We start from the raw sequence: 12949 nt of genomic DNA on the forward strand, positions 1-12949 counted from the left end.
CATTGTTGTCTAAAATTTGCTTCTCGTACAGCTAAGTCTGCCGAATTTTGTACAGCTTTATCAAAAATCGAATTTCTTCTCCGGCCATGCAATCGCCGGAATTCCGCCATGCCGGGGGCTGGCAAAAAGATGCCCCTGGAACTGGGAAATCCCCGCAGATTCCAGCCACATCCACTCTTCTGCCTTCTCCACGCCGACCGCGCAGAACTGAATTTCAAGCGAGGAACAGCATTTGATAATCGCCTGAATAATGGCCTGTCGAGGGCCACTTTTGTGCACGTTCGCGACGAGATCGCGATTAATCTTAATTCTGTCGGGCTGGAATTGGGCCAGTAGCTGTAGTCCCGCAAAGCCGGCACCAAAGTGATCGATCGTCACGCTGATGCCTGCACTTTTTAGCTGTCTGACTGAATCCGTGAATTCTTCAAAACGTGAAATGGCTTCGCTCTCGGTGAACTCCACCACGATCTGTTCAGGTACAAAACCGTTTGCTTCAATTGCGGTGAGCAGAAAGTCCACCGCATTGGGAATGTTAACCAGCGTCATAGGCAGCAGGTTAAGGGATAACGTCTGATCCTGTAACCCTAGCGCGCTGGCCATCGAGAGCGCCACCTGCTTGCTCTGCAAATCAGACGCGTAAACTTCATCATGCGTAAGGCTGGCGAAATAGGCCCCCGGCGAGTCGCCGGACGGGGTGCGCAGAAGCGCCTCCCAGGAGACAACCTGCTGCATAAACGGATCAACTATCGGCTGGAAAGCAAAGCTGCAATCCGCTCCTTTCGCGACCACCTCGGGTTGCGCTGACAAGCGTGTTTCTTCGCGAACGAACTCCCAGGAATCCGCAGGCGGCAGTTCAAAATAGTTCGCTTTTTCCGTGGCCTCGACAAAGGTACGGAAAAACTGCAGCGGACGGTCATTGTAAGTCAGCTGATAGCGTGTTGTTCCCTTGTTCAGCACCTGTTGCAGCACCTCGTTCCTGTCGAACTGGCGCAAATCAAAAAGCTCCATCCCCACCTTGCCAAAACGCCGGACGGGGCCGTGATCGCGCATCAGCTCGACTACGTTATGGTGTCGCGGGTCGTTGCAGATCTCCTCATAAATAGCAGAAACATGCTCCACTGGCCCCTCAAGCAACTGAAAAAAATGTGTGCCGTTAAACAGCAAGATCCCCGTGACGTTGGCTTGCCGGTTTTTATTATTTGCAGCAGCGACCATAGCTTCCAGTGCTTTCACTGGAACGTCCTCGCAGATATGACTGCGGTAAATGATGGTTGTAAGCATGCGATTCCTGGGGGTTAAGGGTTTTGATCACAAAAACATGTGGAGAGACTTCTCTTATAGCACATTAATTGCCTCACAAATAATTTACATCTCAATCATTTACGCCCGTTAATGGCACTCTCACAAGTGTTGTACAACTTAACAGCGGCCGTGCGTTTTGTACAATATATTCTGTAGCATTACCGTTTCATGAACAACAAACAAGCAATTGAAAAATAGAGCATTTATCAAATATATCCTGATTTTATTAAAAATCTGTACATTTTTAATGTACAGATTTAGAAAAAGTGTATACCTTAAATGTAACGTTACTGATTACAAAATTTTACAGGAGCGAAACATGCAGCAGAAAGGTTACGTCGCAGATTCCGCAGCAGCGATCGCACAGTACTTCGAAAAAGCCACGCTTCCCACCCAACAGGAAACGCTGGGTCAGGTCGTTGTTGAGATCCTTAGCGACGGGCGAAATCTCAATCGCAAATCGCTCTGTACCAAACTGTTAAGTCGCCTTGAAAGGGCCGAGGGCCCCGAAGAGGAACAGCATTACCATATGCTGCTTGGCTTGCTCTTCGAACGATAACGTGATGAACCGCAGTGACGCAGACAAACTGGCCGATCAGCTGATTGGCGAAGCCGTTCTTTCTCTTTTGAGAGAGCGTGGCCCCGTTACAACTGAAGCTCTGGTTCAGCGTCTGCGGCAGATGAAAACTCATGAAAAGAATCCCCGGCGGCGGGAGACACTGGCGAAGGCGATTGCCGATATCGGATCAAAAAGCCTCGGATTAAAACGTCGCAGAACCGCGCAAGGACGAATAAGCAGAGAGGGACCTCTCAATGATAACAGAGGCAATGTTGTGTCGTTGTTTGGAAAGGGAAAGCCGTCCGATCCCAAAAAAATACATTGACTGCATTTTAACAGCTACGGTGAGAACAAATGAGACAAAATATTCAGCTTCAACCCGAATACCACTCTGCTTTTTTAGACAGTGCGCTGGCGGAATATTTCCGCCACGCAGGCGATCGTTTTGCTGAAGAGTCCGCTATTTTTTCTACTGCAGTACGCTGTGTTCTGGCCTCTGAAGGTCATATTTCCAATAAAGCGATCATCCTGTGGCTCATTCAGACGCTGGAAGCGACCAGAGACGTTGTGCAGGCGGATGTTATTCGCAAGACGCTGGAAATCGTGGTGGGCCACACCATGGATGACGTTTAAACGCCCTGCATTCAGCGATCGTGTCATCGTCAGAATTGTCGAACAGGCTGACGATGACACCCCCCTCTCTTCATAACCCCCTGTAAAGAAGCGTTATAAAGATGGCATGGTTTCTGCTTACTCCCTGTTACGGGACTGGGCTTACCAGTCATTTTGCTTCATTTCTTAACAGGTCTGTTATTGATGAAAAAAATCGCCAGCGTCTGCCCTTACTGTGGTGCAGGCTGCAAACTAAACCTTGTCGTTGAGAATAACCGTATCATTCGTGCCGAAGCGGCAGAGGGGGCCACAAACCAGGGCACGCTATGCCTGAAAGGATTTTACGGCTGGGACTTTCTTAACGATACCCGCCTGCTCACCCCACGCCTGACCCAGCCGATGATCCGCTACCGCAAGGGAGAGACATTCACTCCCGTGACCTGGGAAGAGGCGATCCGCTACACCGCCCGGAAGCTCAGCAGCATTAAAGCCCAGTTCGGCCCGCGTTCGATTATGACCACCGGGTCGTCGCGCGGTACCGGGAATGAAACCAACTACGTGATGCAAAAATTTGCCCGCGCGGTGCTGCACACCAACAACGTCGACTGCTGCGCGCGCGTTTGTCACGGTCCTTCCGTCGCCGGACTTCAGGAGACCCTCGGCAACGGTGCAATGAGCAACTCTATCAACGATATTGAACACTCCAAATGCCTGCTGGTATTTGGCTATAACTGCGCAGACTCCCACCCTATCGTCGCCCGGCGCGTGCTAAAAGCCCGTGAAAACGGCGCGAAAATCATCGTCTGCGACCCGCGCCGCATCGAAACGGCGCGCATTGCCGATCAGCATCTGCAATTGAAGAACGGTAGCAACATGGCGCTGGTGAACGCCTTTGGCTATGTGCTTCTGGAAGAAGAGCTGTACGACAAGAACTACGTCGCGCGGTTTACCGAAGGACTTGAGGCCTATCGGCAGACGGTGAAAGAGTATGCCCCTGAGCGCGTAGAACACCTCACCGGCATCCCCGCCCGCGACGTTCGTCAGGCAATGCGCACCTTCGCGGCGGCCCCTTCCGCCACCGTAATGTGGGGAATGGGCGTGACCCAGTTTGGCCAGGCCGTCGATGTCGTCAAAGGGCTTTCCAGCCTGGCACTGCTGACCGGCAACCTCGGCCGCCCTGCCGTCGGTGTCGGTCCCGTGCGCGGACAAAACAATGTTCAGGGCGCCTGCGATATGGGCGTTCTGCCGAATATGTTCCCCGGCTATCAGGATGTGACCGATCCGGCTATCCGGCAGAAGTTCGCCGATGCCTGGGGGATCGACGTGAATAACATGGACGATCGCGTCGGGACGCGCATTACCGAGGTGCCTCACCTTGCGCTGGAAGGCAAGGTCAAAGCCTATTACATCATGGGGGAAGATCCGCTGCAGACGGAAGCCGATCTCGGCCTGGTCCGCAGCGGTTTCGAGGCGCTCGATTTTGTCGTGGTTCAGGACATCTTTATGACCAAAACGGCGGAAGTGGCGGACGTTCTGCTCCCTGCCACCTCATGGGGCGAACACGGCGGCGTCTTTACCTGTGCCGACCGGGGTTTCCAGCGTTTTGGCCAGGCTATTGAGGCCAAAGGCAACGTGAAGCGCGACTGGGAGATCGTCAGCCTGCTCGCCACCGAGATGGGCTATCCGATGCATTACGACGATAACCAGCAGATCTGGGATGAAATGCGCGAGCTGTGCCCGCTCTTCTACGGCGTGACGTATGAAAAAATGGGCGAGATGGGCCACGTGCAGTGGCCGTGCCCGACGCTCGATCACCCCGGCACGCCGTACCTGTACAAAGATAATCAGTTCGATACCCCGAGCGGTAAAGGGCAGCTCTTTGCCGCACCGTGGCGCGCGCCGGCCGAAACGCCCGATGATGATTATCCGCTGGTACTCTGCACGGTACGCGAAGTTGGGCACTACTCCTGCCGCTCGATGACGGGTAACTGCGCCGCGCTGCAAAGCCTCGCCGATGAGCCGGGACGGGTGCAGGTGAATCCTGCCGATGCGGACAGACTAGGTATTAGCGACGGTCAACTGGTCTGGGTACGTTCGCGCCGGGGTAAAGTGATCACCCGCGCCAGCATTAGCGAGCGCATCAACGCGGGCGCTGTCTATATGACCTATCAGTGGTGGATCGGGGCCTGCAACGAGCTGACGCAGGATAATCTCGACCCCATCTCGAAAACCCCGGAAACAAAATATTGTGCGGTGCAGCTGGAGGCCATTGAGGATCAGCGCTGGGCGGAGGAATTTGCTGCGTCGTCTTACCAGACGATGAAAACGCGGTTGATCAATGCCGTGAACGTCTGATGCACCTGCCGGGTGGCGTCAGCACCACCCGGCAACAGCGCCACGCTTTCGCGTTATTGCTGGTTATAAGCTGTTAATCAGATAGTCACGCAGCCGGTTCGGACAGGCATTTTTCTCTACCATCCGGTGAATCAAGGCCATAAGTTCAAAATCGCTGCGCAGATCGAATTTCTGCATCAGCAGATATTTATGCGTAAAAATGGTTTTATCACTGGTGTTTAGTTTATTCGCAATCTGCCCTACCGATAACCCGCGGTAAAAATTGACCATAACGCGAATCTGCTGCGGCGATAATATTTTGTGCTGGCATTCGTAGCAGCTTTTATTCTTCCAGCGATAGCCCGGTAATTGCGTGCGATACCATGCGATAAAGAGCGCCTCACCGATCCGATCGAGCGAGGCCCGGCGAGAGATAAAAATCATATCCTGAAAACAGGAGGGAAATGCCGAGAAACGCTGCTCATCATCAACCAGGCCGATCACAATCCCTTTTTTCCGCGCCTGTAGCTCGGGATAACAGGTTAACGTTTCCCCCTGGCATAAAGAGAGAAAAATGATATCCGCAACGCTGACATTTTCCGGCGTAAGTTCAACCTCAAAATGAAGCTGGTGTCTGAAATTATGTAAGAAGAACTCCCCCAGAAAACGCTTTAGGCCATCTCGAAAAAATGAATCTGTCTCTTTTATCAGAATATTCAACATTACCGTTACCGACATCCGTCAATCATTAAGAAATATCAACCCATGGACTGATTAGTTGTACTGCATCGTCATGACGACGACGGCACTGATGCTCCCCGGCGTTGCGCCGCCCGTGGAAGATCTGACCGATGCCAGCATGGCCATCGTTGCGGTTCTGTCTGCTGCAATAGTTTGTGTAATACTTGTTCCGGTTCCCTTCATTGCACCCGTTGCGGCCTCACTCATCGCAATCGCGACGTTCGTGGCCGAACCGCTGTTCATGTAGTAATCCGCCCCGGCGACCGGATCGGGGTTTCCGGTAAAGGAGACCGTCACGCTGCGCGTCCCTGTCGGACACTGGGTAAACAGCAGGTTAAACGGCACAGGATCGGACGATGACCCCGGCGTAGCCATATTGGATGCCTGAATATTGCCAAGGTTGATATCCAGACTGTTATTTCCCCCATTAAAGATACAGGGAGAGGCCACAATATTTCCGGTAACGCTGACGCTAACGCTGTCCGTCGCAAAGGTATTGCAGCTTACTAATATGGCGGCAAGCGCTGCCGTGCGCAGAATATTCATCATTTATCCTTTACTGATACGTCAAATTTAAGGTTGCAGACGCATTGGCAGTACCGGGTTCAACCGTCGTTTGGGTCTGGTAATAACGCGCTGTTAATGGAAATGCCTGCTGCCCACCCGCGGCGGCATTTAACGGCAGACGGGTATTTAACGAGAGAGGCGTACCGTTATAGAGCAGCTGAACGCCAACCCCTTTCGCCGTGCCGGTATTACCCTGCCCTGTCAGCGCGAGCACGCTCGTTGTTGCTACGTCCGGGTTCTGAATGCCGCTGAGCGAAACGTTGACGTTTGCCCCCGGGCCGCAGTTCAGACCCAGGTTTTGCGTATTCTGAGCGCCCGTCGGCGTGGTTCCGACCGTTGAGCCAAACGTCGCGGCAGAAATATCGCCGATGGGAAACGTCAGCTGAGGCGTCGTTATGCTGCAGGCCAGCACGTTGATGGTCCCGTCCAGAAGCGTCGTCGTAAGGCTATCGCGATACACACCATCGCTCCCATGCAGCATAACGACACCCAGTACGCCGGGCGTCAGCGAGCCAGAGGCAACGGGGCCGGTAACGACAAGTTCTATTTTACCGCCCCACCATTCGACATAACTTGTCTGCGCGTTATAAGAAAAGGTATAGGTCGGGTTTTCAAAATAATTACCTGATGAAAAGCGCACGCCAATACCGCTTACATTGGTGTTATAAACGTGATTACCGTAAGTACTCGGCGTTGCATTAAGGTACCGCATGCTAAACCCGAGCATTAACGGATTGGTACAGCCGCTTAAATAGGACCCGGTGACCGACGCATTTTTTGAAAATAATACCGTGCCAACCGCGACATCACGCTGCACCGTAATTGTGCCGATGGACAAAGTGGATTCCTGTGGCGTAATCGTTGTGCAGGTTCCTGCATGGGCACTATTCCAGGCAGCGGTGATACACAGCAGGAACAGGATGTTAAGTATGCGCATTTTAAAAACCCTAAATACAAGTGACGTTAATTTCAGTAATTCCGCCTGCCGAAGATTGCGGCGAAAGCCGGAACGGCGCGCGGCACTGCCGATCGCTTTCCACTCCCCACGTAACGAATACTGTCCCCTCCGAATCCAGGCCAGTGAGATAGACTTGCCCTTTGTCGCCAACAATAAAGCTGCTGTTGTCGCTGCCTTTCAGGCTCACGATTGCGCCAAAGGGAACAAAATGGCCGTTATGCATTAACGTGAATAATGCCCGCCTTCCCACTTTCGCCTTATAGTCGGCCAGGACGATCGCACCGCGCGTCGGCGTTACCGTGCGGGTATTAATATCCAGCTCAACGTCATCCGGCATACTTTCCGGGGCAAGCGTGATGTCATTTTTACGGTACGCGGAAAGGTTACTGACCACCGTATATCCCCGGAAATCTGTTTTTGCCCCCGGCTGATTACGGATATCTACGTCATGCGCGCCCGGTGCGCTAATCAGAACATTGGTCTCCCCCAGAGGCTGAGAAAGCGTAATCCCCTCTCTGTGAGCAAGAATGCCCCCCTGCAAACCATAGTTAAGACGATCGCTGTTTTTGTCGTAGCTATAGCCCGCCGTCACTTCGCCGTACGTGCCCCTGTAATCCCCGTTCATGTTGCCCGTATAGCCAACGCCGTCCGACCCATACCCTTGCTGCACGTTCCAGTTCAGCCCATGGTTTTCCAGCGCCACGCCGTTCAGACCAATGTTCTGCGTGGTGCCGTTATTCTTGCTGGCGCTCACGCTATAGTTAGCCCAGGTCTGCGGCAGGAATTTTTCAAGCGGAATGCTGACGTTAAAGGCCAGCAGCTGATCGTTGTCGTCGCGTTTATTGCCGTCATATGAGCCCGCGCTGCCGTTTTTACTGTAAGTCCAGGTGAGTCCGTAGCTAATGTTGTGCCAGTAGTTGTTGTAACCCAGGCTGTAAGACGCCATCCTTTTGCCCGAATTCCAGTAATCTTCACGGACCGCGCTCAGCGTCAGCGAGCCAAGATTGCTGCCCAACGTCTGGCTCATCGTGAGCTCGGCACGGTTACGACGACGGTCCTGGAGCGCAGAGCTGTCTCCCCAGGAATCAAGGATCTCCTGCATGCCGTAGTAACCGCTGGTCGAATAGCGGTAGCCCGCAATCGAAAATTGGGTCCCTGTCCCGATAAAGTTCTTGCTGTAACGCGCACGCCAGGACTGCCCGTTGGATTTTTCTTCCCCCTGCGGGGTTGACCAGGCCTGGGTCATGTCCGCCGAAATCGCGCCGAAATCCCCCATGTTTTTCCCGATCCCGGTGGCGATCGACTGATATTTGCTCGACTCCTGCAGCCCGCCATAGAGCGTGAGGCCATATGGCAGACCATAAATCCCCGTGATTTGGCCAAACGGGGTCTTATCCACGCTGCTGCTGTAAGAACGATACTGCCCTCCGGTCACCGCATACTTAAGGCGCCCTTCGCGCTGCAAAACCGGTAATGAGGCATAAGGCAGGGTGAAATGCTGCTCGCTGCCGTCAGCTTCCTTAATGGTGACGTCCAGATCGCCTGCCCCGCCGGTGGGATACATATCGGTAATTTCAAAGGCGCCGGGCGCGACATAGGTCTGGTAAATCTGATAGCCATTCTGGCGAACAATGACCTGAGCGTTCGTACGCGCAATCCCACGCACGACGGGCGCGTAGCCTTTGAGCGAATCCGGGAGCATGTCGTCATCGGAAGCCAGCTGTCCGCCGCGAAACGGTATACTGTCGAACACGTCGGCGGGCGCGGAGCTATCGCCCAGCGTGAGCTCCGCCTTGAGCGGAATAATGGCCCGCTGTGCATAGGTGTAGACGGTATCCCATTTGTCCTGACCGTTCTCATCACGCGACCAGGTGGTGTAGTTGCGCAGTCGCCATGGCCCAACGTTGAGGCCTGGACGTAAGTTGGCATACTGACTGCTGCTGTTTTTACTCTCGCTCTGTTTCGCCCAGCTGTTGGCTCCGCTCAGGCTGTAGTTGAGCATCGCAGCGGCGATCCCCTCGTCCCACTGTTCTGGCGGGACATACCCTCTCGCAGGCAGGTCGATCGCGGCCTGGGGAATGCTGATAACAAGCCGCTGTGCGCCAAACTGAAAATCCGCAGTGGCTTGAGGAATTGCCTGGAGGTTGACGCAGGAGGTGCTTTCAACCACCAGGTTGGGGAACAGCGCCGTTTTAACGCCCCATTTTTTTAGCTGATCCATGCTCAGGCAGGGCTGCAGGCTATCGTTTTCCAGCCCATCTTTCCCGGCAACAAAATCAATATCGCTGGTCTCAATAAGCTGGTCGTCGAGGATGATGTCAACATGATATTTCCCAGGTGCCTGCGAACCTGATTCAAATGCAGATAAATCGGCTTTAGCCATTCCCGGATTATCCAGCTCCACCAGTTCGGCGTTAAAGGAATCACGGGCATTAACCACGGGGACTGCATTCGCCAGCGCAAAGGCAATACACATTGCCAGACGCGCGGGCTGCATTTTTATATTGCTTGTTGCCATCATCATAAACCTGACTCGATATTGCGGATGCCACTTTTCTCAGGAACTAAAAGCTGGCCTGATGTATTATTCCCGGGCTGCCATAATCGTTAATCACTTTAAATACGATCTGATTGCCATTAACGCCTGGCGGTAAGCGAAATGCTGCCACTGCGCCAGGTGCCACCCAGGAAACATCCTCCAGCTTTTTACCGCCGACGCTTATTTCATTAAAGTTGATCACATACGGTGTAGGATTTGTGACCTGAAGGTTGTTTCCGCTCCGGGACCAGGTTAATTTATTCGCCTGTTCTTCCGGTGTTGACGCCTTCAGGCTTGTCGGGCGATAAATAAGCTTAATACGTGTTTTAACGGCAATTTGTAACGAGTTTGCCTGTTTGCTCGCTGAAGGTATCGCTTTAATATTTAACCAGAAGAGGCTTTCTTTATCCTGCGGCAGTGAGCCGGAGAGTAAAATCCGTTCAATATTTTGCTGGCCGCCGTTCAGTCTGTACAAAGGTGGCGTGACGATAAAAGGTGCTTTATTAGCATTACCCTCTGGCATGTCGACCCAGGACTGGATTAAATAAGGGGCGGTATCCGCATTGTTTACACTGATGGATGCCTCTTTTTTCCCGCCATCAAAAATTACGCGAGTGCCACCAATAATAACCCCGGCATAAGCGTGCGAAACAGATACAGTAATAACCGCCGCACTCAGCAGGGTTTTGCTAATAAAATTCATTTTGGACCTCTTAAAACAAGGGGGCAGTTTATGCCCCCCGCGCAGCGCCTCGCGGAGCTGACTCTTGTTCTGCTTAATGACTAGTTGTAAACAACGGAGAAGTTAGCGACGGAGTTGGCAGGACCGGCCGTTACCGATGCCGCCGTTGAAATATACTGTGCGTAGAAATTCAGCGTATTGTCAGCAGTGCTGCTCAGTACATAGTTGTAGCCGTTGCTGCCGTGCAATGGCAGATCGTCTTTATCAGCGGTCATCAAATTAATGGCAACACCCGTTGCCGCCCCGGCGACAGATGTATCAATCGCCAGCAGATCGGCATTAGACAGATCGGGCGTACCGTCAAAACGAACTTTAGCACTGGTGACCGTAACCGGGCAGTTCTTCAGAATAATATCGAATTTCGTTGCCGCCGTTCTGGAACCCGTCGTCGGGAATTCTGTTTTATAATAATCGCCTAATACGACCACCTGGTTTTGAGAAGCAACCGCCACGTCGCAGGCTGAATCCAGGATGTTACCATTAAAATTAACGGTTCCTGCGGCGGCGAGAACATTGCCCATCATTAATGCTGAACCCGTCGCAACCATCGCTAAAATAATACTCTTTTTCATAATGTTCATTTTCCTGTTCACGGGATAACTTTATTTATTATTGAAATTCAAGCAGCAGAAGACCGATAAAAGAATCGCTAAGGGTTCTTTTATTTTTCGCTGGATGGCTTAAGGCCTTCCTGACTGACTGGTTAAAATTTATATAATCATTTTAATGAATACAACTTTTAGATGGTCTAGCTCTGGACTCTGATTTAACGAAAAATCAACATCTACTACAGGAAAATCTCATCTTTTATAATGAAGGTCTATTATTAGACTCGGCCGGCTTTTTGTTTTTATTCAGCAGGTTAGTCCTCAAGGACAGGAGGGTCTACTTTTAGACCTCGTCGGAATATTCCCTGAGCTCTTCATTTTTAAGATAATTCTTTTCGCAGATCAAAATTTGATCACATACGAAGTCGATGTGAGGTATCTTAATGAATACACGCTTGTCTACCCCACTGGATAATTACCAGCTCTCCGTTCTGGATTTAAAGCCTTTCGCCCACATAGACGCGCTGATTAAGCACGTGTTGCCCGCGGCCAGCAGAATGATCATCAGCCGGGGGGAGACGGTGCATTATTATAAAGATGATGTCCGACAGTGCTTTATGCTTATTCAGGGCAGCGTAGCGCTTCATCGTCGCGGCGACGGCATTGTGTTAAATTCTGAATCTGCGCCGTTTATTCTGGGCGTCAGCAGCCAGTTTTCCTCTGAGCACCTGTACGTCCGGGCGCTGGAGACCGCCGAGATCGCACGCGTGTCGCTGGAGAGTTTCAATCAAATTGTGTCGCAGCACGATTTATGGGAACACTTCTCCAGGCTGCTTATTTATACCGCCTCGCGTGTGTACGAGCATTGCGCACAAATATCGCAAATGTCCGCTTACGATATCATCCGCTTCCAGCTTGTTGAACTGATGCAGGAGCCGGACGCCGTACGGCAAAATACAACGGCAGCGGCCTACATCAAAAGCCGGACGTATCTTTCGCGCAGCGGAATTATGCGAATCCTGGCGGAACTGCGGAACGGGAAGTACATCACCATGGAGCGCGGCGTGCTGCTTGAAATTCACCATCTGCCACGCAAATATTGATTGCCACCGTGCCTGTCCCGGCGAGAAACGCTATAATTAGCCAGGTTATTTTTAAGGTTACCGGCTACCATGTCCCGTCCAGAAACGTCTCACCGTGGCTCGCCCTACGCACAAGAGCTTATTTCTTATTTACTGCCTGAATGTACAACACGAAGAACCGTTCGCGGCGAGCGGCTTGACCTTCAAATCAACGGTCAGGGAATGTGCTATTTAATTCTTGAGGGGACGATCGCCATCTACAGAAGAAGCGACGATATGATGCTCTCTACGGCCCGCAGCCCCGCCCTCTTCGGCCTCGCGAATCTCACTGATATCTATTTCAATGATTATCTCAAGACCGTTACCCCGTGCCTGATCGGCACGCTCACCACCGAGCGCGTGAATGAGATTATTAAAGAAAAAGCGCTGTGGGGGCTGCTCTCAAAACAGCTTATGTTTGTATACAACCGTCTGTATAACAACGTCATGCCGCAGGGCGCACCGACGGCGTACGAGATGATTCGCCAGCAGTTGATAAAGCTGATGGATGAAGATGAAAGCTATCGCGAAAGCGTGACGGCGGAAAGGTATATCAGGGAGAAAACCCAGCTCTCCCGCAGCGGCGTAATGCGTATTCTGGCGGATTTAAAAACCGGCGGCTTTATTGAAATAGAAGAAGGCCGTCTCATCAGGATCAACAAGCTTCCCGCCCGATACTGAATTCCAGACACAAAAAAGGCCGCACTCGCGGCCTGTTCAACAACACTCACTCAATGGACGTGAACGCCCAACCGCCAGGCAAAGTAGATCTCTTCTTTCAGTTCATTCGAAGAGAGCGCCAGCAGATCCGTGAACTCCAGCTCAAGCTGTTTCAGCTTTTTCAGGTACTGCGCCGGAGACAGGTTGCTCTTATCGCGACGTAAATATTCAATTGCCAGCTGTGTTGGGGTTATTTCAGTATCCAT

Annotated in this window: 14 protein-coding genes; 6 read left to right on the plus strand and 8 right to left on the minus strand. The window is 52.1% G+C overall.

The genetic code is table 11. From position 1 onward, the window contains the following. Positions 1–60: 60 nt before the first annotated feature. Positions 61–1281, minus strand: a complete 1221-nt coding sequence (locus IM299_RS02960; protein ID WP_193357020.1) for a diguanylate phosphodiesterase — start codon at positions 1279–1281, stop codon at positions 61–63. A gap of 340 nt (positions 1282–1621) precedes the next feature. On the opposite strand from IM299_RS02960, the gene ycgZ reads away from it, so the two are divergent. The 4 genes from ycgZ (at position 1622) to fdhF (ending at position 4828) form a co-directional block, all read left to right on the plus strand. Then, positions 1622–1861: a regulatory protein YcgZ gene (ycgZ, locus tag IM299_RS02965; protein WP_028012861.1), complete on the plus strand. Its 240-nt coding sequence runs from the start codon at positions 1622–1624 to the stop codon at positions 1859–1861. A gap of 4 nt (positions 1862–1865) precedes the next feature. Beyond that, positions 1866–2186: a hypothetical protein gene (locus IM299_RS02970; protein WP_193357021.1), complete on the plus strand. Its 321-nt coding sequence runs from the start codon at positions 1866–1868 to the stop codon at positions 2184–2186. A 29-nt stretch (positions 2187–2215) separates the two neighbouring features. Next, positions 2216–2494, plus strand: coding sequence for a biofilm development regulator YmgB/AriR family protein (locus tag IM299_RS02975; RefSeq protein ID WP_193357022.1), 279 nt, complete (start codon positions 2216–2218; stop codon positions 2492–2494). Between the two features lie 183 nt (positions 2495–2677). Further along, complete coding sequence (gene fdhF, locus IM299_RS02980; protein ID WP_193357023.1) at positions 2678–4828, plus strand: formate dehydrogenase subunit alpha; 2151 nt, start codon at positions 2678–2680, stop codon at positions 4826–4828. Positions 4829–4891: 63 nt separating this feature from the next. Here the strand turns inward: fdhF and IM299_RS02985 are convergent, their stop codons facing one another. The 6 genes from IM299_RS02985 to IM299_RS03010 form a co-directional block, all read right to left on the minus strand. Then, on the minus strand, positions 4892–5530 hold the full coding sequence (locus IM299_RS02985; protein ID WP_153656014.1) for a LuxR C-terminal-related transcriptional regulator: 639 nt from the start codon (positions 5528–5530) through the stop codon (positions 4892–4894). Positions 5531–5581: 51 nt separating this feature from the next. Continuing rightward, complete coding sequence (locus IM299_RS02990; RefSeq protein ID WP_075202918.1) at positions 5582–6094, minus strand: fimbrial protein; 513 nt, start codon at positions 6092–6094, stop codon at positions 5582–5584. A 10-nt stretch (positions 6095–6104) separates the two neighbouring features. Continuing rightward, complete coding sequence (locus tag IM299_RS02995) at positions 6105–7052, minus strand: fimbrial protein (RefSeq protein ID WP_193357024.1); 948 nt, start codon at positions 7050–7052, stop codon at positions 6105–6107. Between the two features lie 10 nt (positions 7053–7062). Continuing rightward, on the minus strand, positions 7063–9591 hold the full coding sequence (locus tag IM299_RS03000; protein WP_193357062.1) for a fimbria/pilus outer membrane usher protein: 2529 nt from the start codon (positions 9589–9591) through the stop codon (positions 7063–7065). A 46-nt stretch (positions 9592–9637) separates the two neighbouring features. Further along, positions 9638–10315 carry a molecular chaperone gene (locus IM299_RS03005; RefSeq protein ID WP_126345701.1) on the minus strand — a complete coding sequence of 226 codons (678 nt, stop codon included), beginning with the start codon at positions 10313–10315 and terminating at the stop codon, positions 9638–9640. Between the two features lie 80 nt (positions 10316–10395). After that, positions 10396–10926, minus strand: coding sequence for a fimbrial protein (locus tag IM299_RS03010; protein WP_193357025.1), 531 nt, complete (start codon positions 10924–10926; stop codon positions 10396–10398). Between the two features lie 419 nt (positions 10927–11345). On the opposite strand from IM299_RS03010, the gene IM299_RS03015 reads away from it, so the two are divergent. Together IM299_RS03015 and IM299_RS03020 are read left to right on the plus strand one after the other, a co-directional pair. After that, a complete protein-coding gene (locus IM299_RS03015) occupies positions 11346–12005 on the plus strand; it encodes a helix-turn-helix domain-containing protein (RefSeq protein ID WP_193357026.1) in 660 nt (219 codons plus the stop codon). A 69-nt stretch (positions 12006–12074) separates the two neighbouring features. Further along, the gene (locus IM299_RS03020; RefSeq protein ID WP_048956247.1) at positions 12075–12704 is read left to right on the plus strand and encodes a helix-turn-helix domain-containing protein; all 630 of its coding nucleotides are present in this window, start codon (positions 12075–12077) and stop codon (positions 12702–12704) included. A 50-nt stretch (positions 12705–12754) separates the two neighbouring features. Here IM299_RS03020 and IM299_RS03025 read toward each other — a convergent pair whose 3' ends face one another. Then, positions 12755–12949 (minus strand): YdiH family protein, encoded by a 195-nt coding sequence (locus IM299_RS03025; RefSeq protein ID WP_003857766.1) that lies wholly within the window; start codon positions 12947–12949, stop codon positions 12755–12757.

The sequence above is a fragment of the Enterobacter cloacae complex sp. P47BA genome, from assembly GCF_014930485.1.
In the GTDB taxonomy this organism is placed as follows: domain Bacteria; phylum Pseudomonadota; class Gammaproteobacteria; order Enterobacterales; family Enterobacteriaceae; genus Enterobacter; species Enterobacter bugandensis.

What these genes read in the sequence shown, in the direction of transcription:
- IM299_RS02960 (WP_193357020.1), bottom strand. Translation starts at nt 1,281, where the DNA reads ATGCTTACAACCATCATTTACCGCAGTCATATCTGCGAGGACGTTCCA.
- ycgZ (WP_028012861.1), top strand. Translation starts at nt 1,622, where the DNA reads ATGCAGCAGAAAGGTTACGTCGCAGATTCCGCAGCAGCGATCGCACAG.
- IM299_RS02970 (WP_193357021.1), top strand. Translation starts at nt 1,866, where the DNA reads ATGAACCGCAGTGACGCAGACAAACTGGCCGATCAGCTGATTGGCGAA.
- IM299_RS02975 (WP_193357022.1), top strand. Translation starts at nt 2,216, where the DNA reads ATGAGACAAAATATTCAGCTTCAACCCGAATACCACTCTGCTTTTTTA.
- fdhF (WP_193357023.1), top strand. Translation starts at nt 2,678, where the DNA reads ATGAAAAAAATCGCCAGCGTCTGCCCTTACTGTGGTGCAGGCTGCAAA.
- IM299_RS02985 (WP_153656014.1), bottom strand. Translation starts at nt 5,530, where the DNA reads ATGTTGAATATTCTGATAAAAGAGACAGATTCATTTTTTCGAGATGGC.
- IM299_RS02990 (WP_075202918.1), bottom strand. Translation starts at nt 6,094, where the DNA reads ATGAATATTCTGCGCACGGCAGCGCTTGCCGCCATATTAGTAAGCTGC.
- IM299_RS02995 (WP_193357024.1), bottom strand. Translation starts at nt 7,052, where the DNA reads ATGCGCATACTTAACATCCTGTTCCTGCTGTGTATCACCGCTGCCTGG.
- IM299_RS03000 (WP_193357062.1), bottom strand. Translation starts at nt 9,591, where the DNA reads ATGGCAACAAGCAATATAAAAATGCAGCCCGCGCGTCTGGCAATGTGT.
- IM299_RS03005 (WP_126345701.1), bottom strand. Translation starts at nt 10,315, where the DNA reads ATGAATTTTATTAGCAAAACCCTGCTGAGTGCGGCGGTTATTACTGTA.
- IM299_RS03010 (WP_193357025.1), bottom strand. Translation starts at nt 10,926, where the DNA reads ATGAAAAAGAGTATTATTTTAGCGATGGTTGCGACGGGTTCAGCATTA.
- IM299_RS03015 (WP_193357026.1), top strand. Translation starts at nt 11,346, where the DNA reads ATGAATACACGCTTGTCTACCCCACTGGATAATTACCAGCTCTCCGTT.
- IM299_RS03020 (WP_048956247.1), top strand. Translation starts at nt 12,075, where the DNA reads ATGTCCCGTCCAGAAACGTCTCACCGTGGCTCGCCCTACGCACAAGAG.
- IM299_RS03025 (WP_003857766.1), bottom strand. Translation starts at nt 12,949, where the DNA reads ATGGATACTGAAATAACCCCAACACAGCTGGCAATTGAATATTTACGT.